24 protein-coding genes are annotated in these 24,428 nt (G+C 60.4%); 13 read left to right on the top strand and 11 right to left on the bottom strand.

All coding sequences use genetic code 11. The features are described 5' to 3' along the window. Position 1: 1 nt before the first annotated feature. The 3 genes from I2C21_RS13430 to I2C21_RS13420 are packed head-to-tail and all read left to right on the top strand — an operon-like array spanning position 2 to position 3,913. A complete protein-coding gene (locus I2C21_RS13430) occupies positions 2-778 on the top strand; it encodes an ABC transporter ATP-binding protein (protein WP_101691465.1) in 777 nt (258 codons plus the stop codon). Beyond that, the gene (locus I2C21_RS13425; RefSeq protein WP_193538294.1) at positions 775-1,998 is read left to right on the top strand and encodes an ABC transporter permease; all 1,224 of its coding nucleotides are present in this window, start codon (positions 775-777) and stop codon (positions 1,996-1,998) included. The genes I2C21_RS13430 and I2C21_RS13425 overlap by 4 nt, the downstream gene beginning before the upstream one ends. A gap of 37 nt (positions 1,999-2,035) precedes the next feature. Further along, the gene (locus I2C21_RS13420; protein ID WP_195279485.1) at positions 2,036-3,913 is read left to right on the top strand and encodes an S-layer homology domain-containing protein; all 1,878 of its coding nucleotides are present in this window, start codon (positions 2,036-2,038) and stop codon (positions 3,911-3,913) included. A 75-nt stretch (positions 3,914-3,988) separates the two neighbouring features. Here I2C21_RS13420 and I2C21_RS13415 read toward each other — a convergent pair whose 3' ends face one another. The 8 genes from I2C21_RS13415 to thyA form a co-directional block, all read right to left on the bottom strand. Beyond that, positions 3,989-5,098, bottom strand: coding sequence for a PepSY domain-containing protein (locus I2C21_RS13415; RefSeq protein WP_195279484.1), 1,110 nt, complete (start codon positions 5,096-5,098; stop codon positions 3,989-3,991). Positions 5,099-5,100: 2 nt separating this feature from the next. Next, positions 5,101-5,667 carry an RNA polymerase sigma factor gene (locus I2C21_RS13410; RefSeq protein ID WP_101691591.1) on the bottom strand — a complete coding sequence of 189 codons (567 nt, stop codon included), beginning with the start codon at positions 5,665-5,667 and terminating at the stop codon, positions 5,101-5,103. A 118-nt stretch (positions 5,668-5,785) separates the two neighbouring features. Next, positions 5,786-6,778, bottom strand: coding sequence for a PepSY domain-containing protein (locus I2C21_RS13405; RefSeq protein WP_195279483.1), 993 nt, complete (start codon positions 6,776-6,778; stop codon positions 5,786-5,788). Between the two features lie 192 nt (positions 6,779-6,970). Then, positions 6,971-7,384, bottom strand: a complete 414-nt coding sequence (locus I2C21_RS13400) for a hypothetical protein (protein ID WP_101691470.1) — start codon at positions 7,382-7,384, stop codon at positions 6,971-6,973. 172 nt (positions 7,385-7,556) lie between these two features. After that, positions 7,557-8,891, bottom strand: coding sequence for a glucose-6-phosphate isomerase (locus I2C21_RS13395; protein ID WP_195279482.1), 1,335 nt, complete (start codon positions 8,889-8,891; stop codon positions 7,557-7,559). Between the two features lie 106 nt (positions 8,892-8,997). Beyond that, positions 8,998-9,564 carry an NUDIX hydrolase gene (locus I2C21_RS13390; RefSeq protein ID WP_101691472.1) on the bottom strand — a complete coding sequence of 189 codons (567 nt, stop codon included), beginning with the start codon at positions 9,562-9,564 and terminating at the stop codon, positions 8,998-9,000. A 2-nt stretch (positions 9,565-9,566) separates the two neighbouring features. Beyond that, the gene (locus tag I2C21_RS13385) at positions 9,567-10,043 is read right to left on the bottom strand and encodes a dihydrofolate reductase (RefSeq protein ID WP_195279481.1); all 477 of its coding nucleotides are present in this window, start codon (positions 10,041-10,043) and stop codon (positions 9,567-9,569) included. 30 nt (positions 10,044-10,073) lie between these two features. Next, positions 10,074-10,904 (bottom strand): thymidylate synthase, encoded by an 831-nt coding sequence (gene thyA / locus I2C21_RS13380; RefSeq protein WP_186963985.1) that lies wholly within the window; start codon positions 10,902-10,904, stop codon positions 10,074-10,076. A 195-nt stretch (positions 10,905-11,099) separates the two neighbouring features. On the opposite strand from thyA, the gene I2C21_RS13375 reads away from it, so the two are divergent. Next, on the top strand, positions 11,100-11,645 hold the full coding sequence (locus I2C21_RS13375; RefSeq protein WP_195279480.1) for an FUSC family protein: 546 nt from the start codon (positions 11,100-11,102) through the stop codon (positions 11,643-11,645). A 47-nt stretch (positions 11,646-11,692) separates the two neighbouring features. Here the strand turns inward: I2C21_RS13375 and I2C21_RS13370 are convergent, their stop codons facing one another. Both I2C21_RS13370 and mtaB read right to left on the bottom strand, forming a co-directional pair. Beyond that, a complete protein-coding gene (locus I2C21_RS13370) occupies positions 11,693-13,117 on the bottom strand; it encodes a S41 family peptidase (protein ID WP_195279479.1) in 1,425 nt (474 codons plus the stop codon). Continuing rightward, a complete protein-coding gene (mtaB, locus tag I2C21_RS13365; RefSeq protein WP_195279478.1) occupies positions 13,118-14,428 on the bottom strand; it encodes a tRNA (N(6)-L-threonylcarbamoyladenosine(37)-C(2))-methylthiotransferase MtaB in 1,311 nt (436 codons plus the stop codon). A 201-nt stretch (positions 14,429-14,629) separates the two neighbouring features. On the opposite strand from mtaB, the gene I2C21_RS13360 reads away from it, so the two are divergent. From I2C21_RS13360 to I2C21_RS13350, 3 genes are all read left to right on the top strand, one after another. Next, on the top strand, positions 14,630-14,872 hold the full coding sequence (locus I2C21_RS13360) for an HPr family phosphocarrier protein (protein WP_101691478.1): 243 nt from the start codon (positions 14,630-14,632) through the stop codon (positions 14,870-14,872). 299 nt (positions 14,873-15,171) lie between these two features. Then, positions 15,172-15,441: an ACT domain-containing protein gene (locus I2C21_RS13355; RefSeq protein ID WP_101691479.1), complete on the top strand. Its 270-nt coding sequence runs from the start codon at positions 15,172-15,174 to the stop codon at positions 15,439-15,441. Between the two features lie 16 nt (positions 15,442-15,457). After that, positions 15,458-16,816, top strand: coding sequence for a PFL family protein (locus I2C21_RS13350; protein ID WP_193538283.1), 1,359 nt, complete (start codon positions 15,458-15,460; stop codon positions 16,814-16,816). Positions 16,817-16,876: 60 nt separating this feature from the next. On the opposite strand, the gene I2C21_RS13345 is transcribed toward I2C21_RS13350, so the two are convergent. Then, positions 16,877-18,154, bottom strand: coding sequence for a hemolysin family protein (locus tag I2C21_RS13345; RefSeq protein ID WP_195279477.1), 1,278 nt, complete (start codon positions 18,152-18,154; stop codon positions 16,877-16,879). A gap of 367 nt (positions 18,155-18,521) precedes the next feature. Here I2C21_RS13345 and I2C21_RS13340 point away from each other — a divergent pair, with 367 nt between their 5' ends. From I2C21_RS13340 to I2C21_RS13315, 6 genes are all read left to right on the top strand, one after another. After that, positions 18,522-19,817 carry a chloride channel protein gene (locus tag I2C21_RS13340; protein ID WP_195279476.1) on the top strand — a complete coding sequence of 432 codons (1,296 nt, stop codon included), beginning with the start codon at positions 18,522-18,524 and terminating at the stop codon, positions 19,815-19,817. Between the two features lie 62 nt (positions 19,818-19,879). Further along, on the top strand, positions 19,880-20,551 hold the full coding sequence (sdaAB, locus tag I2C21_RS13335) for an L-serine ammonia-lyase, iron-sulfur-dependent subunit beta (RefSeq protein ID WP_101691483.1): 672 nt from the start codon (positions 19,880-19,882) through the stop codon (positions 20,549-20,551). A 2-nt stretch (positions 20,552-20,553) separates the two neighbouring features. Then, complete coding sequence (sdaAA, locus tag I2C21_RS13330; RefSeq protein ID WP_101691484.1) at positions 20,554-21,423, top strand: L-serine ammonia-lyase, iron-sulfur-dependent, subunit alpha; 870 nt, start codon at positions 20,554-20,556, stop codon at positions 21,421-21,423. Positions 21,424-21,523: 100 nt separating this feature from the next. Continuing rightward, positions 21,524-21,892: a VOC family protein gene (locus tag I2C21_RS13325; protein ID WP_195279499.1), complete on the top strand. Its 369-nt coding sequence runs from the start codon at positions 21,524-21,526 to the stop codon at positions 21,890-21,892. Between the two features lie 3 nt (positions 21,893-21,895). Continuing rightward, positions 21,896-22,960, top strand: a complete 1,065-nt coding sequence (locus I2C21_RS13320) for an acyltransferase (protein ID WP_193538278.1) — start codon at positions 21,896-21,898, stop codon at positions 22,958-22,960. Positions 22,961-22,988: 28 nt separating this feature from the next. Next, the gene (locus I2C21_RS13315) at positions 22,989-24,416 is read left to right on the top strand and encodes an MBOAT family O-acyltransferase (RefSeq protein WP_195279475.1); all 1,428 of its coding nucleotides are present in this window, start codon (positions 22,989-22,991) and stop codon (positions 24,414-24,416) included. The last annotated feature ends 12 nt before the right edge of the window (positions 24,417-24,428 follow it).

Genomic DNA, 24,428 nt, shown 5'->3' with positions numbered 1-24,428 from the left:
CTTGGAACATCTCATCGAACTCAAGGATGTCTATAAAATCTATCAGATGGGTACCGAGACCGTCCACGCACTGGACGGCATCAACCTCACCATCGACGAGGGAGAGTTCGTGGCCATCGTCGGTCAGTCCGGTTCCGGCAAATCCACGGCCATGAATATCATCGGCTGTCTGGATGTGCCAACCTCCGGGACCTATCATCTGGGCGGCGTGGACGTATCGACCATGGACGACGACCAGCAGGCTGAGATCCGCAACAAGATGCTTGGATTCATCTTTCAGCAGTACAATCTGATCCCCAAGCTCAATGTGCAGGAAAACGTGGAACTCCCCCTGCTCTACGCCGGCATCCCGGCCGACGAGCGGCATGAGCGGGCCATCCGCTCCCTGGAGCGGGTGGGGCTGGCCGACAAGCGCAAAAACCTCCCCAATCAGCTCTCCGGCGGACAGCAGCAGCGTGTCTCCATCGCCCGGGCTCTGGCGGGGAATCCCTCGGTGATCCTGGCCGACGAGCCCACCGGCGCCCTGGATTCCCGTACCGGCCGGGAGGTCCTGGGGTTTCTCCGCAAGCTCAATGAAGAGGGGGACACGGTGGTCCTCATCACCCATGACAACTCCATCGCCGTCAAGGCAAAGCGCATCGTCCGCCTTCAGGACGGACAGATCATCTACGATGGAGATGCCAGCGATCCCCGCGCGGTCGTCCAGCCCACCCTCTCCGGCGAAGAGGAGGAGGACATCCCCCCCGGTGTGTTCCACAGTGAGGAGGGGCAGGCATGAACATTTCCCAATCCTTCCGTCTGGCGGTCAAATCCCTGGCTACCAGCAAAATGCGGGCCCTGCTCACCATGCTGGGCATTATCATCGGCGTAGCCGCCGTGATCATCATTACCAGCCTGGGCAACGGCATGCAGAATTATATGAACGATCAGTTTGAGAGCATGGGCTCCAACCTGGTCCAGGTCCAGATCTACGGCCGCGGCATGGGCTCTTCCCGTACCATTGAGCCGGAAGACATGTATGCTCTGGCCGAAAAGTATCCCGACTATATCTCCGGCGTCACCCCCTACGTCACCGCCCAGGCCAAGGTGCGCCAGGGCACGGAAGAGTATGAGCGCACCAGCCTCTATGGCGTGGGCGAGTCCTTCCTGGGCGAGCAGGGCTCCACCATGCGCGGTGAGACCCTCGCCACCGGCCGCTTTCTCAAATTCGTGGATGTGGACCGGTTTCAAAACGTCTGTGTGATTGGCGCCTATCTGGCGCAAAACGCCTTCTCCGGCGATCCGCTGGGACAAACCATCTCCATCGGCGGCATGCCCTATACGGTGGTCGGTGTGCTGGACACCGTGGCCGATCTGAGTGAGGGCAGCGGAGACGATATTATCTACATCCCCTATACCAGCGCGCTCCGGCTCAACGGCATGGCGGACGCCAACTTCTATATGTTCACCAGCACCACCCGCGACACCGCCTCCGCTGCCAAGGGCATCATCGAAAACCGCCTCTATCAGACCTTCCAGAGCTCGGACTACTATTTTGTCATGACCTCGGCCGAGATGATGGACGCCATGGACTCCATGGTCAATACCCTCATGATGATCCTGATCCTCATCGCCGCCATTTCTCTGCTGGTGGGCGGCATCGGCATTATGAACATCATGCTGGTCTCGGTCACGGAGCGCACCCGGGAGATCGGCATCCGCAAATCCCTGGGCGCCAAGGGCAAGGACATCCGCAGCCAGTTTATCATTGAAGCGGGTACCACCTCCGCCATCGGCGGGGCCATCGGTATCGTCCTGGGCATTATCATGGCCAACGTCCTGACAAACGTCATCGCGTTTGCCCTCAACACCACCAACAACGGCTTTGTTGCAGTCCCCACCATCGGCGGTATCGCCGTATCCTTTGGCGTCTCGGTGGGCATCGGTATTCTGTTTGGCTACCTCCCCGCCAACAAGGCCGCCCGCCTCAATCCAATCGACGCGCTGCGGTATGAGTAATCCCATACCCTCCCGTCGGAGAAAAAGGAGTTTTTATATGAAAAAACCGCTTCTCGCCGGACTTGTGTCCGCTGCGCTTGTGGCGGGTCTGATGCCCGCCTCCCTGGCCGCCATCCCCTCTGAGGAGGAGGCGGGCCAGGTCCTCTCCGCCCTGGACATTCTGGTGGGGGATGAAAACGGCGACCTTCACCTGGACCGCTATGTCACCCGGGCGGAGTTCACCAAAATGGTGATCGCCGCCTCTCCCTACCGGGACAGCGCCGGAGAGGCTGCCAGTGTCTCTCCCTATCCCGACGTGCCCCGGACCCACTGGGCCGCCCCCTATGTGCAGGCCGCCGCGTCGGCCGGGTATGTCTCGGGCTATCTGGACGGCACCTTCCACCCCTCGGCCAACATCACCCTGGCCGAGGGTGTGACCATGGTCCTGCCCCTGCTGGGCTACACCTCAGAGGACTTTACCGGCGCCTATCCCGCCGGGCAGATGGCGGCCTATCACAATCTGGGTCTGGATGAGGGGGTCACCGCCACCCAAAACAGCCCCATGACCCGGGAAGACGCCCTCTATCTCTTCTACAATCTTATGACCGCCAAGACCAAACAGGGGAGCTACTATCTCAACACGCTGGAGCCCGGCCTCAATCTGGTGGATCAGAACGGTACGCTGGACCGGGTCGCTCTGGTCAACTCGGCCATGGAAGGCCCCGTGGTGGCAGAGGGCAGCTGGACCTCCAAGCTTCCCTTCTCTCTCTCCTCCGTCACCGTGTACCGGGACGGAAAGCTCGCCTCCTCTCAGGCCATCCAGCCTCTGGATGTGGTCTACTGGTCTGACTCCATGAACCAGCTCTGGGCATACAGCAAGAAGGTGACCGGTACGCTGGAGCGGGTCTCTCCCTCTGCTTCCCGTCCCACCTCGGTCACGGTAGCCGGAACTGAGTATCCTCTGGAGAGCAGCGACGCGGTCTACTCCGTCAGCGATCTGGGCCAGTTCCGTACCGGCGATGCCGTTACCCTGCTGCTGGGCCGGGACGGCGGCGTTGCCGCCATCCGTTCCTCCGGCGTTTTGGGCGAATCTTCCGATGTGGTCGGCATGGTCACCGCGGTACAGAACAGCTCCTACGTGGACGAAAACGGCGACTCCTATACCAGCTACTCCATCACTCTGGTCACCACCTCCGGCGCCACCGCTACCTATCCCACCCGGGATAAATACTGGGACGAGGGTGACCTGGTACGGGTGACCGGAAGCGGAGACTCCATCCAGGTCAAGCGTCTCTCCAGCTCCAGTCTCTCCGGCTCCTTTAATTCCGACGCCACCAAGCTGGGGGACTATACTCTGGCCGACAATGTGGAGATCCTGGATACCTACGACGATACCACCGCCATCCGGGTCTATCCCAACCGTCTGAGCGGCGTGAAGCTCAAGAGCGACGCGGTACGCTTCTACTCCACCAATGAACAGGGCGAGATCGACCGTCTCATCCTGGAAGATGTCACCGGAGATATGCATTCTTACGGCGTACTTACCTCCGCCAAGGAGATCAACGCCGGCATGACCCTGATGGGCAACTACACCCTGGATCTGGCCGGAACCTCCATTCCTCTTGTCACCACCAATACGGTCTACGGCGTACACAAGGGAGCCTGCCAGGTCATCGGCTCCGTTCAGGACCCCGACCGTGTCCGGAACCTGAGCGAGGTCGCGCTGGACTCGGTCTCCTCTACCACCGCCATCTCCTCTGCCAATCAGAAATACCCGGTCTCTGAGCAGGTGGCCGTCTACGAGATCCGCAATGACAGCTATTACTACTCCAGCCTCTCCCGGGTGAACAACGGGGATTATACCCTCACCGGCTACTATGATAAACCGGCCGTTGACGGCGGTCAGATCCGCGTGATCCTGGCCAAGGCGAAATAACCCCTTCTCAAAAACAGACGGAGGCCCCCGGCACGATTACGTGCCGGGGGCCTCTTTTTCTCTTCCAACAGGCGGTCAGCTCTCCTGTTCATAAGACAGCACCGCTCCGCTCTGTGCGTCAATGTGATACTTATACTCTACGGCGCCGCACTGAAATTCCACCTCATAATAGACTACGCCGTTGTCTTCCTCCCGCTCGCTGCTCCAGTCCGCCACCTGTGCGGCGCTGACGCCCGCATGGGCCAAGGCCGCCTCGGCCGCCTGGCGGGCATTGATGGAAGCGCTCTGTCCGTTTCGCTCCATCGCACCGCCCCCGCCGTGCAGCGGCTCCTGTTCACACTGGACCACCTGGCCGGCGGCGTTCACGACGCACTCATACGCGGTGTCGGCACTGTGGAATTCCAGCTCATAGTACATTTGCCCATCGTCCCAGTCCTGCTGTTCCTTCTCTATGACGACGTCCGCCTCGCTCAGACCCACATAGGCCAGTGCAGCAGCCCGGGCCTGGGCCATGTCAACGGCCGTCGGAGAGGTGCTGGGCACCGCCGTCACAGCCGTCCCGGGGGAAGATGGCTGCGCAGCGGAGGGCACAGGCTGTGTGGGTTCGGGAGAGGGCAGATCCGGCTCCATATCATCCCCACTCGGAGCGGGCGGCTGTATTCCGCCGTACTCCTCCCACGCCTCCTGAAGCTCTTCCTGGGCCAGATCCAGCAGCTCCCGGTTGTAGCGCCAGCTCCCGCCGTCTACCGATACCGGGGTCTCCAGTCCACCGGTCAACAGTCCCTGTCGGGCCAGCGCAGTAAACACGCTCTCCAGCGCGTCTTCCACCTCCGCGCCCTCCAGGGTCATCTGGCCCAGGACTGCGTCATCCGCTATCCCGTCCACCCGGAGGACCCGCTGAAACCGGTTGACTGCCATCTCGATCTCCGGCTCTTCTCCAATCGAGATGATGGCCGCCGTACTCATCCACAGATAAAATGCCCCTGCAAGGAACAACAGCAGACAGGCCGCCGCAAAAATGGGCCACCGCCTGCGGCGGCGCACCGGTGAGGGGACGATGTGGTCCTCATTCAGCAGCGGAGGGACCTCCTCAGAAGAGACCTGCTCAAACACATCGGGGACGCTTCGGTCCACGGCGCGGCGCAGCAGCTGTTCTACCTCACGGTCGTTCCATTCTCTTCTCATCCTCACACCTCCTCGCATTCCAGCAGCGCGGCGCGCAGCTTTCCCAGCGCCCGGTGATACCTGGACAGGACCGTGGAAAGGGGTCGCTCCAGCATTCCGGCAATCTCCCGGTGCTTGAGTCCGGATACCGCGTGGAGAAGTACGATCTCCCGCTCCTCTGCACTCAGCACACGCATGGCCTGGCGCAGGACCATGGCCTCATCGCTCCGGTCACTCTCCGGAATGGCCAGCTCCCCTTCGGGGCAGTCCCCCATCAGCTCTTCCCGGCCGGTACGCCGCTGCTGATCCCGCACCAGATTTTTGACAATGGTAAAGACCCAGGCCATGGGTTTTCCGCCCGGCCGGTAGAGATGGGCGGCCGAACGCACTTTGAGATAGGCCTCCATCATAATATCCTGCGCATCATGGTGGTTTCGGGTCAGAGAGAGCGCATAGGCATAGATCGCCCGATCTGTGGCGCGGTAAAAGTGCTCAAAGGCCTCCGCATCGCCCTGCCCGATCCGCCGGAGCAGAGCCTCACAGTCGGTAGCGGCCAATCGGCGCCCCGCCTCCCACGCGCCCTCCATCATCAGAAACACGCTTCATTCCCCCTTTGCCCTAACAAAAAGGGGATGGCCGCCGGCCATCCCCCCGTTACAGCTTATGGGCTCAGTATAGCAGAGTTTTCCGATCATTTCCACATGGGATTCAATCCCGGTCCACATCCCGGCTCAGGATCGCGCCGGAATAGGCGTCGATCTCGTACTCATACTCGATACCGCCGCTGCGGAACTCCACATCATACTCCATCCGGCCGTCATCCCAGTCGGTCTGCGCCTTGGTAAAGGTGACCTGGCTGGCGCTCAGCCCCGCGTCGTTCAGCGCAATGGTCTTGGCCTTCTCCACGCCAATGGCCGTGCTGCTGCTGGTTCCCCCGCTCCAGCTCTCATGCTCCCGCTTCAGGACCGTTCCGGTGGCTGCGGCGATCTCATACTCATACTTGGTGCTGCCGGAGACAAATTCGATGTCATAGACCTTCCGGCCATCATCCCAGTCCCCCTGAGTCTTGGTAAAGGTGACCTTGCTGGCGCTCAGCCCCGCATCCTCCAGAGCGATGGTCTTGGCTCGGGCCATGCCGATATAGTTGCCGTTGCCATTCCCGTTGCCCCAGTTATCATCCCAATTATCGTTCCAGTACTGGCCGTCGCGGGAGATGATATTGCCGGTCCAGGCGCAGATCTCATAGTCATAGCTCTTCCCGTTATAGGTAAACTCCACATCGTAGACCGGGCGTCCGTCATCCCATCCGCTCTCCGCCTTGGTGAAGGTGACCTTGCTGGCGCTCAGTCCCGCATCCTCCAGGGCGATGGTCTTGGCGTTTGCCAGGGTGATGTAGGCGTCCACATCGTCCCAGTTGCTGGCCCCATCCAGAGAAACCGTCTGGGTTCTGCTGTCCCAGTTCACATCCATGCCGACCGCCTCACCGATGGCACGCACCGGCAGATAGGTGCTGCCATTGTAGCTGATGGCGTCCTTGTCCAGATCCTGCACCTTTCCGTTGACCTTTACCGTGATGTCGGGCCGGAGCTCCGCCGTGATCTTCTGCCGGACCACCGCGGCCCCCGCCGCCATACCCAGAGCCAAAACACCTGCCATCGTCAGAGCGGCGACACTCTTCTTCCAGCGATTCTGCTTCATCATAACTGATCCTTCCCTTCTAATATAAAATCAAGTTTGTATGTGGATCTCTTTTGGTCTCTTCACCCATATAACGCACAGCTCCCTGTTTTTATCGCACACTCTGAAAAAATTTTTTTATCTTTTTTTGCGAGCCCCGAAAAGATGCAAAACGGCGGGACCGCACATGCGGTCCCGCCGTCCATATCATCCAAATTAGAAGTACTTCTGTACGCCCTCGCTGGCCAGCTCGCGGTCAGCGCTGATGGTCACGGTGAACTTGATGTTGTTCTTCTCGGAGAAGGAATTGAGCCAATCCAGGAACTCCTCCAGAGTATGATCGGTGACATCGGCATTGACGATCTTGGTCAGGCTGTCGATGAACACATGGGTAATGTCATAGTTACCGGCATACAGGCCGCTGATGAAGCCCTTCATAAACTCGAAGGTACCCATGTCGTAGTTGCTGGACTCCACCAGACGAATCTTGGAATGGATGTCATATGTCAGTTTACCGCCGCGCTCAATGCATACCACATTGCCGTGCTCGCTGTGAACGGCAGAATTAATGAGGTCGATCATCTGCTTGGTCTTACCGGTGCCCTTGACACCCATGATCACTCTCACCATAATTATCACTCCTTATTTGTCCACCGGGACTCCCCCGGTCTTTGTATCATGTTACCATATCAAAGATTAGATTGCAACTGATTTACAGAAGTTTGCTTAAATTTCAAAGAAAGGTTCCGCCTGCTTTGGGTACTTATCACCACAGCGGTCCCTTTTCACTCTAAGAACACGCTTAATGGCCCAGCCGTGCCTCCAGCTCCGCCTTTTGGGCCTCATAACCCGGTTTCCCCAGGAGGGCGTACATATTCTTCTTATAGGCCTCCACACCCGGCTGGTCAAAGGGATTGACCTCCAGCAGATAGCCGGACAGTCCGCAGGCATACTCAAAGAAGTAGATCAGCTCACCCACGGTGTGCTCATCCCGGCGGGCGGCCTGGATGACCAGGTTGGGCACGCCGCCGTCCACATGGGCCAGGAGGGTTCCCCGCATGGCCTGTTCCGCCACAAAGGACAGGGGCTTGCCCGAGAGGAAGTTCAGGCCGTCCACATTGTCCGGATCATGGGGGATCGTGAAGCTCCCCAGCGACTCGGCAAACCGGACCACGCTCTCAAACATCAGCCGCTCGCCCTGCTGGATATACTGTCCCATGGAGTGGAGGTCGGCGGTGAACTCCACGCTGGCGGGGAGGAGTCCCTTGCCGTCCTTGCCCTCGCTCTCGCCGTAGAGCTGCTTCCACCACTCGGCAAAGAAGCGGAAGGCGGGCTCATAGCCAACCAAAATCTCGGTGCGCTTGCCCAGGGTGTACAGAGCGTGGCGGGCGGCGGCATACTGCCAGGCAGGGTTGTCCATCCCCGGCACGGAGAGGGCCTCCATCGCCTGGGCCGCGCCCTCCATCAGCTTCTCCAGATCGATACCGGCCACCGCGATGGGCAGAAGGCCCACAGCCGTGAGGACCGAGTAGCGTCCACCCACCGCGTCGGGTACCACAAAGGTCTCATACCCCTCCGAGTCAGCCAGTCCCTTGAGGGCTCCCTTGTGGGCGTCGGTGGTGGCATAGATGCGCCGACGGGCCTCTTCCTTCCCGTACTTCTCCTCCAGCAGATTCTTAAAGATCCGGAAGGCCACGGCGGGCTCAGTGGTCGTGCCCGACTTGGAGATCACATTGACAGAAAAATCCCGGTCCTTGACCAGGTCGATGATCTCCAGCAGCGCGTCGGTGGACAGCCCGTTTCCGGCAAAGAAGATGTCGGGCGTGTCTTTTTTCTTCAGGTTATAGTTGGGGGATCTGAGCAGTTCGATCACCGCGCGGGCGCCCAGATAGGAGCCGCCGATTCCCACGACCACCAGGGCCTGGGAGTCGGACTGGATTTTTTTCGCCGCGCAGCGGATGCGGGCAAACTCCTCTTTATCATAATCCCGGGGCAGGTGGACCCATCCGGTAAACGAGCCGCCGGCTCCGCTGCCGTTCTCCAGCCAGCCGCGGGCCTGCTCCAGCCGCTCGGTACGGGATGTCAGCCAGTCCTCCGGAAGAAAACCGGTGGCGTTGGACACATCAAGTTGAATCATATCAGATTGCCTCCTTTGCAGACATGGGTGCTGTCCATATTATACACCACCACCCGGTCTATTCCTAGCCTATTTTGTGGAAAAAGGCAATCCATTTTTCCGCGCCTTACCGTGCCAACAGGGCCTGGGCCCGGCGGAGGAGCTTGGTATACACCCCGTCCATCTGCCACTCATTGGTATAGGAGAGCAGGTCGGCCGCCGGAAGCCAGCCCACCCGGGTGTTTTCTCCCTCCCGGACGGTGAGGGCATCCCCCTCGTCGGCCACCAGCAGATAGGTCACGTTGAGGTGCTGATGGGCCGGCACATACCGCCCTCGCTTCACATGCCCCCACACCGGCAGGATGTCCAGAGACATGATATCAGAGGAGAGGGGGAGTACATGGGTTACGCCGGTCTCCTCCCGGGCCTCCCGCAGGGCCACGGAGAGCAGATCCTCCTCCCCGTCCGCATGGCCGCCGGTCCAGGCCCAGACCCGATAGATATTGTGGTGGGCCATCAGGACCTTGGAGCCGTCGGCATTGACCACAAAGCCGGAGCTGGTGATATGGGCCACCTCATTTTCCCGGGTCAGAAGCCGCCCTGGGAAGAGCCTGGCATACTCCAGCATCATGCGCTGGTCGGCCTCCTCCTGGGCATTTTCCGGACGGTAGGCCCGGATGTCGTCCAGATACATGCTTATTTCCTCCGGTAGGTCACATAGCGGTAGCGGATGCCGTCCTGCTCCAGCATCTCCCCCTCTTCGGACACATGCCACTCCGGCAGGCGATCCAGGTTCGGGAAAAAGGTATCCGCAGAAAAGGCCGCCTGGATCTTGGTTACATAGACGGTGTCGCACTTCTCCAGGAGGGCTTGGTACACGCTCCCTCCGCCGATCACAAAGGCGTCCTCCGGCGCGGCGGCGCACAGGTCCTCCAGACTGGAAAAGACCTCCGCCCCCTCACAGCAAAATGCCTTGTTTCGGGAGAGGATCAGATTCCGCCGCTTGGGCAGGGGCCTCCCTCCCGGAAAGGTGGCCAGGGTCTTGCGGCCCAGGATCACCGCATGCCCCATGGTCAGGGCCTTAAAGCGTTTCAGGTCCTCCGAGAGGTAGAGCAGCTGGTCCCCGTCCCGGCCGATCCCCCAGTTTTCATCCACTGCTACGATGGCGTACATGGCTCTCCCCGCTTTCTTCTTTCGGATTGGTTATACCGCCACCGGGATCTTCCCGGCCAGCGGATGGGCCTGATATCCCTCCAGGCGCAGGCTCTCCGGTGTGAAGGCATAAAAATCCTCCACTGCCGGGTCGATCCACAGCTTGGGGGCGTCATAGGGCTTTCGTTCCAGCAACTCCTCCACAATGGGCACATGGCGGTCGTAGATGTGGGCGTCCGCGATGACATGGATGAGCTCCCCGGCCTCCAGGCCGGACACCTGGGCCAGCATGTGGACTAGGGCGGCATACTGCATCACATTCCAGCCGTTGGCGGTGAGCATGTCCTGGCTGCGCTGGTTCAAAATAGCGTTGAGGGTGCGCCCGCTCACATTGAAGGTCATGGACCAGGCGCAGGGATACAGGTGCATCTCATGCAGGTCCGCATGGTTATAAAGGTTGGTCAGAATGCGCCGGGAGGCCGGGTTGTGCTTCAGGTCATAGAGCACCCGGTCCACCTGGTCAAACTCCCCCTCAGGATAGCGGTGCTTTACGCCCAGCTGATAGCCGTAGGCTTTTCCGATCGAACCGCTCTCATCGGCCCAGGCATCCCAGATGTGGCTGTTCAGGTCCTGAATCTGATTGGATTTCTTCTGCCAGATCCAGAGCAGCTCATCCAGCGCATTGCGGAAGGCCATCTTCCGGATGGTCTGGACGGGAAATTCCTCCCGCAGATCATAGCGGTTGACGATCCCGAATGCTTTGATGGTATGGGCAGGCGTTCCGTCCTCCCAGCGGGGCCGGACATTCTGATCGGTGTCCCAGACTCCGTGGGCCAGAATCTCTTTGCAATTTTGGATAAACAGTTCGTCGGCTCGGCTCATAGTGTTCCTCCTCACTCTCATTTCCCGCTATTATAGCACAGTCCACGACATCCTACTAGCTCTCTTGTCTATACAACTTTATGCAAAAAACTGCATAGTTTTCTCCTGCAATATGGAATCCTATTCCGTTCTATGGTATTCTTGTCTTGTCAACAAAATATGAGAACCACCGTGTTCTCCACAGGAGTGTCTGTCATGAACAAGCCCCCCGTCCCACTTCCCCACGTGGGTCTGCGCAATCTCAAGACCGCCCTCTCTGCCTCGCTTTGTGCCCTGATCTACTATTTCATCAACCGGAACCCCACCTTTGCCTGCATCGGTGCCATCTTCGGTATGGGCGCCAACATGGACCATTCCAAGCTGCACGGCGGCAACCGCCTCTTCGGCACCATCATCGGCGGCTTTCTGGGAATGGGACTCTTTCGGATCTACATTATCTTTGTCCCGGATGGAAGCAACCGCCTCCTGCTGGTACCTCTCCTCTTTGTGGGCGTCGTGATCCTGATTATTCTGGCACAGGTCTTCTGGGTGGGGGCTGTTCAGCCCGGCGGCGTGGTGCTGTGCATTGTACTCTTCAACACCCCGGTGGATACCTATGTGAGCTATGCCCTGAACCGTATGATCGACACCGGCGCAGGGGTGGCCATGTCCCTGCTCATCAACTATCTGCTTCCCCGGGAGCGCCTGGTGAGCTGGATCAATGTGTGCTGCCGGGCGCTGGGTTGGCCGGAACGGTATTGAATCAAGCAAAATATCCCGCGGAGCCGATCGGCTCCGCGGGATATTTTTTACTGTGGGTTCAAGCCGTAATAGGCACACAGGCGGGCCACCGCCGCCGGGACCTCCGTGGGGTTCACCCACAGGTCGGGGAGATACCCCGTGCCATCCCGGTTCTCCATCGTTTCACAGAAGTTCAGCCCGGTGCCGAAATACACCTCGATCCCGGTATTGGGGAGATAGAAATGCCAGTTGTTTGGTACCAGTGCGCATCCTGACGACGGGGCCCCTACCACCAGCACATTCTCCACGGAGTGCAGAAATTCCACCACCGTCTCACCGGAGGAGGCCGTTCCCTTATCCGTGAGCAGGAAGGTGACCCCCTCCCGGGGTACCCAGGTCCCCTCCTCCTGAGCGACACGCCAATTCCCCATCTGTTCTTCCGGATAGGAGAACGCCTTACAGGAGAGCTGGCTGTACCGTTGTCCAAAAACCCATCTGGAAGCGCACGGCTGGCCGGTCCACCCCTCAAACCAATCCATGATCCACCGGTCGCTTCCGCCGGAATTCCGCCGCACATCAAAGAGCAGCACCGGCGCGTCGGCATACTCCCCGCCGCAGGACGCAAACCGCTCCAGCTCCGCTTCGCTCTCTGGCAGCATTTCATAAGGGCTCATCTTCCGAGACACCAGCATGGGCAGGCCCTCATACGCCCGCTCAGCAAACACAAAAGGCTCCGGCTCCTCCAGATCGGCCATGCCGCAGGGCTGCCAGTCCAGGGTATACCCACCCAGCGTCTCGGGCAGATCGCTCCCGTCATGGCTCAGGGCAAAAAAGCCGTAGGTGATGGCGCCGTCCGGTCCAATGGTGGGCTTCACATAGGCCGGGTCCAATCCCTCCGCCTCCGGGTCGGCAATGTACTGGTCCGGCACATAGTAGGGCTCCTGCCGGACCTCTTCGATGAGGTGCTTTTCACCAATCATAAAGTGTCCGTCCCGGATGACCGGACTCACCGTGTCATAGAGGATGTCCCGGATCTCCTTGGAATACAGGATGTCTCCCTCTTCTTTCCCGCTCTCCAGCGCCGCGATGGCCTGTTCTTCCAGCGGGCCAAAGACCTCATCCCCGCCGAAATAGTCATACGCACCGTATGTGGTGCGCAGGAGGGTGAAAAAGGTCTCGATGTCCTCCCGGGCCGTCTCCATTGTGAGGGCCTTCTCCAGATTGTGAGGGGTGAGCAGCCGCTCCATCTCCGCCTCGGTAAAGGTGTCATTCTGTTCCCGGAAGTCCGATGTCCAGGCCGAGATGTCCATGGGCTCTCCACCCTCCAGGGCAGAGCGCCGTGCCTCATTCACCCCGGCTAAAAATGCATCAAAAGAGACCGGCTCCGGACTTTGGCTGACGGTGGGCACAGGGGTCGGGGATGGCTCCGGGGCAGGAGCACATCCGGCCAGCAGCAGAAGGGACAGGCTGAGAGAGAGGGCGCGCCGTTTCATTTATACCACTCCAATCAGATAATTTTCACTCCAATCCGTAATTTTAACCTCTTTTTCTACATTATGGAGTCCCTCTCCCGGGGCAAGGACCTCCACATAGTTGGGAGCGTGGCCCCGCCAGAGGCCGTCCCGCTCCTCCTCAAAGAGCACAGGGAGGGACTTCCCCACCCACTGCTCCAGATAGGCCGCCTCCAGACGGCGGGCCAGCTCCCCGGCCCGGTGAGCCCGCTCCTCCTTGACCGCATTGGGTACCTGGTCGGGCATGGCGGCCGCCGGCGTCCCGGAGCGGCGGGAGTAGGGGAAGATGTGCATGGCGGAAAAGGCGCACTTCTCCACAAAGGCCAGGGTCTGCGCAAACTCTTCCTCGGTCTCCCCGGGGAAGCCTACAATGAGATCAGTGGTGATGCCGGGGCGGTCAAAGTATTCCCGGAGTAATTGTACGCTCTCATAATACCGTGCGGTATCATATTTCCGGTTCATCCGCCGGAGCACACTGTCGCAGCCGCTCTGCATGGACAGGTGGAAATGGGGACACAGATTGGGCAGGACAGAGGCCCGGCGGCAGAATTCTTCCGTAATGGTGCGGGGCTCCAGACTGCCCAGACGCACCCGTGTGCCCTCGGGCAGCGCACGGCAGACCGCCTCCACCAGATCAATGAGGGTGGGACCGTCCTTCCACTCGGCACCCCAGGAGGAGATCTCAATGCCGGTGAGGACCACCTCCCGGTATCCCTCCGCCCCCAGACGGCGGCACTGCTCCTCCGCCTCCGGGATGGAGAGGGAGCGGATGGGTCCACGGGCATAGGGAATGATACAGTAGGTGCAGAAGTTGACGCAGCCGTCCTCCACCTTCAGCATGGCGCGGGTGCGCCCCTCCAGCCCGCCGGCGGGCAGGACCTCAAAGGCGCGCCGGCGCAGGGCATTGTCCACCGTCACCCGGGGCTCTTCCCCTGCCATCCGGGCGGCCCGGCGGTCCTCCAGCAGTTCCTCCAGATCGTCCAGAAAAGCCATGCGTCCGGCGGTACCCGAGATCAGGTCCACCTCCAGCGCACGGACCGCCTCGGGATTGGTCTGGGCATAACAGCCGCAGACCCCGATCACGGCATCCGGATTTTCCTTCCGGGCCCGGCGGATGATCTGGCGGGACTTTTTGTCGCTCACCGCCGTGACGGTACAGGTGTTGATGATATAGGCGTCCGCATGTCCCTCAAACGGGACCAGAGTATGCCCTCTGCCGGAGAGCTCAGCCTCCATCGCCTGGGTCTCATATTGATTGACCTTGCAGCCCAAGGTATAAATGGCGATCTTCATGGTATCTCCTTCGCTTTATCTTTTCATATTTTATCTTGTCATTTGGGCGTAAAGTACGTATAATATCCTAATATCAGCTCGACAGCACACGCGGGGATTCCCGTATCTTTTTATTATACGGCATGGATGCCCCAGCGTAAAGAAAAAAGGCGCGGGAGTCTGCATCCGCGCCGCCGTAATTTTATTGGGGAGATGAGACAAGTGAGTCGTTTTCAGATCAACCTGCCCTCACTGGACGACGTAAAGCGTTTCTGTAATCTGGCCAATCAGCATGAGTGTGAGATCGATGTCTGTTCCGGCCGCTATGTGGTCAATGCCAAGTCCATTATGGGCCTGTTTTCCATCGACCGGGACCAGCCCGCCACGGTGGAGTTTCATGGCAGCGACGCCCAGTGCGCCGATTTCCGCAGAGAGCTGGGCTCCCTGGTCATTTCCGAAATGTAATCCATAGAAAGACACATGAGCGGTGCGCATGGATTTCTCCCGTGCGCACCATTTTTTCTTTATTTTTTCATGTTTTTCGTAGAAAATGCAGTTTACAAGCAAAATTATGCTATGCTATAATAATCCCGCTGTAAGCCTTTTTTCGGAAAGTGACCGCCATAGCCGAACACTTTTCCGTCAAACCCTTTCCCTGTTTTCCTTACTTGGAGAAGCCGGAAAGAGAGCGTAGTTCACATGGGCTTATGATCCGACATAGAGTAAAGCGCAGACCGCGTGAGATATTGAGGAGGAAACAAATTATGCGCGCAATTGTAACTGTTTTGGGAAAAGATGACGTGGGCATCCTGTCTTTTGTCACCGCTCTCCTGGCGGAGCACAAGGTCAGCGTTCTGGATATCAGCCAGACCATCATGCGGGAGTACTTCACCATGGTCATGCTGGTGGACTGCGCCCAGATCGACCTTCCCTTTGCGGAGCTGGTTGCTCTGATGGAGGGCCAGGGCAAAGAGCACAACCTGTCCATCCACATCCAGCGTGAGGACATCTTCAACGCCATGCACCGCATTTAAGAAGGGAGCCGGGCACATGATCAATACCAACGAAATCCTGGATACCATCCACATGATCGACCAGCAGCACCTGGATGTGCGCACCATCACCATGGGAATCTCCCTCCTGGACTGCGCCGACTCCGATCCCAAGATCGCCTGCCGGAAGATCTATGATAAAATCACCCGCTATGCCGACCGCCTGGTCTCCACCGGCGAGGACATCGAGCGGGAGTATGGCATCCCCATTGTAAACAAGCGCATCTCGGTCACGCCCATGGCCCTGGTGGCCGGGGCCTCCGAGGCCAAGGACTACGTTCCCTTCGCGGTGGCCATGGATGACGCGGCCAAGGCCACCGGCGTCAACTTCATCGGCGGCTTCTCCGCCCTGGTTCAGAAGGGCGCTACCCCCGCCGACCGGAAGCTCATCGCCTCCATCCCCGAGGCTCTGGCCCGCACGCAGTATGTCTGCTCCTCGGTCAACGTGGGCTCCACCAAGGCCGGCATCAACATGAACGCCGTGGGCGTCATGGGCCGGATCATCAAGGAGTGCGCCGAGCTCACCGCCGACCAGGCCGGTTTTGGCTGCGCCAAGCTGGTGGTCTTCTGCAATGCGGTGGAGGATAACCCCTTTATGGCCGGCGCTTTCCACGGCGTGGGCGAGGGCGACTGTGTCATCAACGTGGGCGTCTCTGGCCCCGGCGTGGTCCATCACGCCCTTCAGTCGGTCAAGGGTATGCCCTTTGATGAGGTGGCCGAGACCATCAAAAAGACCGCTTTCCGCATCACCCGTATGGGCCAGCTGGTGGCCCAGGAGGCCAGCCGCCGTCTGGGTGTCCCCTTCGGTATCGTGGACCTCTCCCTGGCTCCCACCCCTGCCATCGGCGACAGCGTGGCCCGTATTCTGGAGGAGATGGGCCTGGAAGCCTGCGGCACTCACGGCACCACCGCCGCTCTGGCCCTCCTCAACGACGCGGTGAAGAAGGGCGGCGTCATGGCCTCCTCCCACGTGGGCGGCCTGTCCGGCGCCTTCATCCCCGTATCCGAGGACGAGGGTATGATCGCGGCCGCCCAGAGCGGCGCGCTCACCCTCGATAAGCTGGAGGCCATGACCTGCGTCTGCTCGGTGGGTCTGGACATGATCGCCGTACCCGGCGACACCAGCTCCGACACCATTTCCGCCATCATCGCCGACGAGGCCGCCATCGGCATGGTCAACTCCAAGACCACTGCGGTGCGCATCATCCCCGCCCCCGGCAAGAAGGTGGGCGACATGGTGGAGTTCGGCGGACTGTTGGGCTCCGCTCCGGTCATGCCGGTGCACCCCTTCTCCAGCCATGCCTTTGTGGCGCGCGGCGGCCGTATCCCCGCCCCCATGCAGAGCCTGAAGAACTAAAGTTTTGCACAAAAAAGGCCCCGGATGTGGAAAACATCCGGGGCTCTCTTTTTTGCAATCCTATTTTTCCTCTTCCTCGGTATCCTCCGGGGGCAGTTTGGAGACCAATGCCCACTCCACCCGGCGCTCCGAGAGCCGTTCCACCTGAATGTGCAGTCCCACGGTATCCACCACGGGACAGCCGCCGTCCTCCGGAATGACCGACAGCTGGGCAAAGACCAGGCCGCCCAGCGTCTCCGCCTCCTCATCCGGCGGAAATTCCACATCCAGCGCCTCCGCCAGGTCATCCAGCTCGGCCGAACCGGCCACCCGCCACAGATTTTCCTCCAAGCGGATGATCTCCTGCTCGTCCTGGGGGTCGAATTCGTCATAGATCTTGCCCACGATCTCCTCCAGGAGGTCTTCCATGGTGATGAGGCCGGAGGTACCGCCGTATTCATCCACCACCATGGCCATGTGGATCTTCTTGCTCTGCATATCCCGGAAGAGATTGCCTGCCGCCACGGAACCGGGCACAAAATAGGCCTTGCGCAGCAGCTCCCGCAGGGGGAGGGGGTGCTCCTTCCGGCTGTTGAGGAAATAGTCCCGGCTGTACAAAATGCCGATCACATCGTCCAGGTCCTCGTCATAGACCGGGAAGCGGGAGAGTCCGCTCTCCTCGATGGTATGCAGGATCTCCTCGTCCGTGTCCTCCACCCAGAGGCTCACGATCTCGGTGCGGTGGATCATCACGTCCTCCGCGGTGAGGTCGTTGAAATCGAAGACGTTTTCGATCATTTCCTTTTCGGTGGAGTCAATGGCTCCCCGTTCCTCTCCAATGTCCATCAGGAGGCGGATATTCTCCTCTGAGATGGCTCCGCCCTCCGCCGCCGGGTCAATGCCGAAGCGGCGCAGGATCTGCCGCACCACCCAGGCCAGCCCTCCGGTAATGGGACGCACCGCCGTCACGAAGGGCAGCAGACAGGGGCAGAGCGTGCGCAATACCCCCAGCGGATCGTGCAGCGCGACCCGTCTCGGCGTCAGCCAGGTCAGTACATAAAAGCCCAGCAGCACCACCAGCAAAACGGCTGCCCGTTTGGCCTGTGCCGCCCACATGGTCTCTCCCGTACAGAAGATTGCGCTCAGATTCCAGGCCGCGGCCCCTGCCGTTCCCATACACAGCATCCGCCACAGCGCCACGCCCCGCAGAAAAACGGTGGGGTGGGTCAGGCACCGCAGCACCCGGACCGCCCGCGGCTCTCCCTCCTCCGCCTGACGGCGAAGGCTCTCTGAGCTGACTTCATCCAGTGCGGCGGAACAGGCCGATAAGGGTATTTCCGCCAAAAGAGTTCCCAGCAACAAACTGATCCATATAGGCGGCTGCAAGGATGATTCCTCCTCTTTCTCTCAAATCAGACCGGCACAGCATTTTCCCTCGAATCGGAAACGCTGCGCTCTGCACAGACTGCGGTCCTCCCCCTTTCGGAAAGGACATCTCTTTATCGAATCATAGGCCCTTTCACACGTAGGCAACCTATGCTGCAGTCTATTCAATCGGTACCATTATAGCACAATAGAGGAATATTTCCACGAAAAACCGCAAAAAACTTTTTCTTCCTCCCGCTCCTATGTTATAATGAGGGCAACTGACAGACTGTGCGGTATAGCATCACATTCCGGCAAATTTGAAGCCTCCCTGCACCCGCGCAGGAAAGGAGTCTGTTTCATGGAAGACTGGAAGAACCGGCTCTCCGCTCTGGTGGCGGAACCGGCAAGTGTGCTGAAATGGCTGATCTTTTCCGGCCTGATCGGACTGATCGTAGGCTGTGTGAGCGCCGCTTTCTACCATGCCTTTTTCTGGGCGACGTCTGCCCGCACCACCCACCTATGGCTGATCGGATTGCTGCCGCTGGGGGGCATCTGTATTGTGGCCCTCTACCGCCTGTGCGGCCTGGAAAAGGACCAGGGCACCAACTTTGTGCTGGTGGCGGTACGGGAAAATGTCCCCCTTCGTCTGCGTACCGCGCCGCTGGTCTTTTTCTCCACCATCCTCACCCACCTGGTGGGCGGCTCCTCTGGCCGGGAGGGCGCCATCCTCCAGATCGGCGGCTCCATTTCCTCCAAGGTGGGCCAGTGGATGAAGCTGGATGACAAGGACAGCCGTATCATCACCATGTGCGGCATGGCCGCGGCTTTCTCCGCCCTGTTCGGCACCCCCATCACAGCGGCCATGTTTGCCATGGAGGTGGTCAGCGTGGGGGTGCTCTATTACGCGGCCATCGTCCCCTGTGCTATCTCTTCCATCATGGGCCTGTGGGTGGCCAAGCTCTTTCACGTTCCGGCCACCGCCTTCCCACTGACCGGCATTCCCGACCTGAGTCCGGTGGCACTTCTTCAGGTGATCGTCCTGGGCGTACTGTTTGCCCTGCTCTCCATTCTCTTTTGCCGCATCATGCATACGGTTCCCCACCTCTACCAGCGGTTTTTTCCAAATTCCTTTTTGCGGGCGGCGGTGGGCGGCTTTCTGGTCATTGCCCTCACGCTGCTGGTCTGGCTGTGGAACCCCTTCACCTTCGACTATAACGGCGCGGGCGAGAGTATCATCCATGCCGCTGTGGAGGGCCACGCCCGCCCGGAGGCCTTTCTGCTGAAAATGCTCTTCACTGCGCTGACCCTGGGGGCCGGCTTTAAGGGCGGAGAAATCGTACCGGTCTTCTTCACCGGCGCCACCTTCGGCTGTACGGTGGCGCCGCTGCTGGGCCTCTCCCCCTCCTTTGGCGCGGGACTGGGTATGGTCTGTGTGTTCTGCGGCGTGACCAACTGCCCCATCACCTCTCTGCTCATGGCCCTGGAGCTCTTCGGCGAGGGGAGCAGCGCCATGTTCACCGGCCAGAGCATGGGGCTCTTTGCCGTTTGCATCGCGATCTCCTACACCCTCTCCGGTTATTACGGCCTGTATAAGGAACAAAAAATCGTGTATAGTAAGTTCCGGCCGGAATTTATCAATAAAAAAGCGGACTGACCCAGCCCGCATGAAGTCGGGCGGCACGCTCCGTCCCAAAACTAAGGAGGCACTTTGACGGTATGACGATCTTTGACATCATGGGACCCATCATGGTGGGTCCCTCCAGTTCTCACACAGCGGGCGCCGTGCGGATCGGCCTGATCGCCCGCAAGCTGCTGGGCAGCGCGCCCATCGGCGCGGAGCTGACCCTTCACGGCTCCTTTGCCGCCACCGGCAGCGGCCACGGTACCGACCGCGCCCTGATCGCCGGCCTGCTGGGGATGGAGCCCGACGATCCCCGCATCCCCCAGAGCTTTGAGCTGGCGGAAGAGGCGGGTCTTTCCTTCCATTTCCGGCACGGGGTGCTCAAGGACGCCCACCCCAATTCCGTACAGATCCGTGCCATGGACCAGGATCTGCACCGCATCGCGGTGGTGGCCGCCTCTCTGGGGGGCGGGCGCATTCAGGTCTCCTCCGTGGACGGCATCCGCACCGTCTTTTCCGGCGAAAAAAATACCCTCATTATCCGCAATGAGGACCGCGTAGGCGAGGTGGCCGCCGTGAGCAATACCCTCTCGGCCTACAACGTCAATATTGCCTCCATGCAGCTCTACCGCAATGCCCGGGGGAGCGACGCCATTATTACCATCGAGAGCGATGAACCCATCACACCCGCCACCGTGGAGCGCATCCGTGCCTACCCCGGCATTAAGAGCGTGACCTACCTGGATGTGGGCGGAGGAGGAGAATAAGTATGTTTACTTCCGTGGATTCCATGCTTCTGATCGCCATGAAGGAGGAAAAGCCCCTCTGGCAGGTCATTCTGGAGGACGATGTGGCCGACCGCAGCGTCAAGGCCTGGTCCTCCAAGGCAAAGATGGCCTCCCTTTGGAAGGCCATGCAGGCCGCCGAGCAGGACTATGACCCCGAGCGCCGCTCCGCCAGCGGACTGGTGGGCGGCGAGGGCGCCCGGCTGGACGGGGATGGCCCGGGCCTGTGCAGCCCCTTCCTGCGCGACATCATCGCCACCGCCCTCAAGATGGGGGAGTGCAACGCCTGTATGCGCCGCATCGTGGCCGCCCCCACCGCCGGCTCCTGCGGCGTGCTTCCGGCCGTCCTTCTGCCCATGAAGCGGCGCTATGACCTGCCCGACGACCGGTTTATCGAGGCGCTGTATGTGGCCGCCGGCTTTGGACAGGTTATCGCCAGCCGCGCCTCCATCTCCGGCGCGGAGGGCGGGTGTCAGGCCGAGGTGGGCTCCGCCTCCGGCATGGCCGCCGCCGCCATCGTCTATCTGATGGGCGGTTCTCCCGAGCAGATGGCCCACGCCTGTGCCATGGCACTGGCCAACACCCTGGGGCTGGCCTGTGATCCCGTGGCCGGTCTGGTGGAGGTCCCCTGTGTCAAGCGCAATGTGATGGGCGCGGTCAACGCCCTCTCCTGCGCGGAGATGGCCCTCTCCGGTCTGGTCAGCCAGATTCCCTGCGATGAGGTCATCGACGCCATGGGCGCCGTGGGCGCCAGTCTCCCCTCCTCCCTGCGGGAGACCGGCGAGGGCGGCCTGGCCGCCACCCCCACGGGACGCCGGGTGGCCGAATTCATGCGCAGTCGGGACCGGGCATAACCCCCCTTCCCTTGCGCGGAAGCGTCCCATATGATATGATAAACTGCCCGCTTTCTCCATCGGGAGCGGGCAGTTTCACTTTTGCAAAGAGGTGTTTCCCATTCTTCAGTTCAACCACTTCAACTTCAATGTGCTCGATCTGGGCCGCTCTCTGGACTTCTATGAGAAGGCGCTGGATCTCCGTCCCGTCCGTACCAAAGAGGGCCCCGACGGTTCCTTCCGTCTGCTCTTTCTGGGCGACGACTCCTCTTCCTTCACCCTGGAGCTGACCGAGGTCAAGGGCCGGACCGAGCCCTACGACCTGGGCGAGTGTGAGTTCCATCTGGCCTTTACCACCGACGATTTCGACGGCATGTACCAGCGCCATCGGGATATGGGCTGCATCTGCTTTGAAAACCGCGATATGGGGGTATATTTCATCGAGGACCCGGATGGGTACTGGATCGAGATCGTCCCCCAGCGGAGCTGAGCCATGGCCCGGGGCGAGGGCGGGCGGCTGGTCTACGCCGACCTGCTGCGTGTGGCCGCCACCCTGGCGGTGGTGATCCTCCATCTCTCCGGCGGGTGGATCTCCGAGGTGCCGGTGGCCTCCGGCGCCTGGCGGGTCTTTAACGTCTACGATGGCCTGACCCGCTGGTGTGTCCCGGTTTTTGTCATGCTCTCCGGGATGTTTTTGCTGGATCCCAAGAAGTCTCTCTCCTACCGCTCCCTCTTCTTCCGGCAGATCCTGCGCATCGTGGTGGCACTGGTGGTGTGGAGCGTGGTATATGGGCTCTTTGCCCTGTTCCTGAACGGGACGCCCCTCACCCTCTCTGCACTCATGCAAATCCTGCGGGAGCTGGTGTGGGGCAAGCTGCACTATCATCTCTGGTTCCTCCCCATGATCGTGGGGCTCTACCTGGTCACCCCCTTCCTGCGCGCCTTCGTGCGGGGGGCCTCCCGCTCGGACTTCCACTTCTTCTTCCTGCTGGTCTTTGTCTTTGCCATGCTCCTGCCCACCCTGCTGCGCATCCGTCCCAGCGCGACCCTCTCCACCTGGATGGACAAGCTGCAGCTGGAATTGGTACTGGGCTACACGGGCTACTATGTGCTAGGCTACTATCTGAAAACCTACACCCTGGGCCGTATTACGGAGCTGCTGCTCTATTTGCTGGGTCTGCTGGGCGGCGCGGTCACCGTATGGGGCACCGAGTGGCTCTCCCTCCGGAGCGGAAGTTCGGATTTTACCCTGTACAGCTATTTCTCTCCCACGGTGTGCGCCATGGCCGTGGCGGTCTTTGTGCTCTTCCGCTATCTCCTGGGCATGAGTGACGAGCGCTCCCGCCGCCAGCAGATGGCAGGGCTCTCCGCCATTACCTTCGGTATCTACCTGTGCCACGATCTGTTTATCATGCTGCTGCGCCACTTCGGCATCTCCACCCTCTCCTTTGCTCCGGTGGCCGCCGTGCCCGCGCTGTCCCTGCTGGTGTTCCTCTGTGCCGCTGTGTTGGCCTGGCTCCTGTCCAAGATCCCGGCAGTGGGGCGGTTCATCACCTGAGATTTTCGCTGAAAAGGAGTCCTGAAGCGTGCTGTTTTCCAGTTCCATCTTTCTCTTCCTCTTCCTGCCTCTGATGCTGCTGGGCTACTACGGTCCCTGCCGCCTGCTGGGCCGGTGGAGCCGCCCTGCCCAGAATCTGCTGCTGCTGGTGGGCTCCCTTCTCTTCTACGCCTGGGGTGAGCCCTGGTTCGTCCTGGTGATGATGGCCTCTATCCTGGTCAACTATGCCTTCGGCCTGTGGGTCCACGCCCAAAAGAGCCGTGGAAAGTCCACCCGTGTATCGTTGGTCCTCTCGGTGGCCTCCAACCTGGGACTGATGTTTGTCTTCAAGTACCTCGCCTTTGTGCTGGGCGAGCTGGGACGGCTGGGGCTCTCCCTCACCGTCCCGGTGATCGAGCTCCCCCTCGGCATCTCCTTTTTCACCTTCCAGGCCATGAGCTATGTGCTGGATGTGAACCGGGATCGGGGCCAGGTCCAGCGCAATCCGCTGAAAGTGGCCCTGTACATCTCCTTCTTCCCCCAGCTCATCGCCGGTCCCATCGTCAAGTACGAGACGGTGGCGGAAGAGATCGACAGCCGCCGGGAGACCTGGGAGGACTGCTCCGCCGGGGTATGCCGCTTCCTGGTGGGCCTGGGCAAGAAGGTCATCCTGGCAAACCAGTTGGCGGTGGTAGCCGACTTTGCCTACGGCCTCTCCCCCCACGCCCTCTCCACCGGGATGGCCTGGCTGGGCTCCCTCTGCTACACCCTCCAGATCTACTACGATTTCTCGGGCTACTCCGATATGGCCATCGGCATGGGGCGTATGTTCGGCTTCCATTTCCTCGAAAACTTCAACTACCCCTACATCTCCCGCTCGGTCACCGAGTTCTGGCATCGGTGGCACATCTCCCTGTCCACCTGGTTCCGGGATTATGTCTACTTCCCTCTGGGCGGAAGCCGGGTGGACCGGCGCTGGAAGCACATCCGCAATCTCTTTGTGGTGTGGCTCCTCACCGGGATCTGGCACGGGGCCGCGTGGACCTTCCTGCTGTGGGGTCTGTACTATTTTGCCCTCCAATTTCTGGAGAAATTCTGCGGCCTGGGCCGCGGCTGGCCCAAGTGGACTCAGTGGCTCTTTACTTTCTTCCTGGTCAATCTGGGTTGGGTCTTTTTCCGGGCAGAACAGCTGAGCGTGGCTCTGCCCTATCTCCACGCCATGTTTACGCCCGCGGCCGGTGTGTGGGACGGCTACGCCTCCCTCTTCCTCACGGACAACCTCCCCATTCTTCTGGCGGCCGTCCTGGGCTGTGCCCCGTTGCTCCCCTGGCTGGGGGCGCGGACCGCCCACTGGAAGGGCGGCGCCGCACTGGCACGGGATCTGTGCTGCTCTGCGGCCCTGCTTCTGCTGCTGGTGATCTCGGCCAGCTTCATTGTCAAGGGAACCTATAATCCCTTTATCTATTCCAACTTCTAAGGAGGACGCGCT

The sequence above is a fragment of the Clostridium sp. J1101437_171009_A5 genome (assembly GCF_015547905.1).
GTDB classification, from domain to species: domain Bacteria; phylum Bacillota; class Clostridia; order Oscillospirales; family Oscillospiraceae; genus Pseudoflavonifractor_A; species Pseudoflavonifractor_A gallinarum.
The sequence above is the reverse complement of the archived record's forward strand: the minus strand, read 5'-3'. Positions and strand labels throughout refer to the sequence as shown.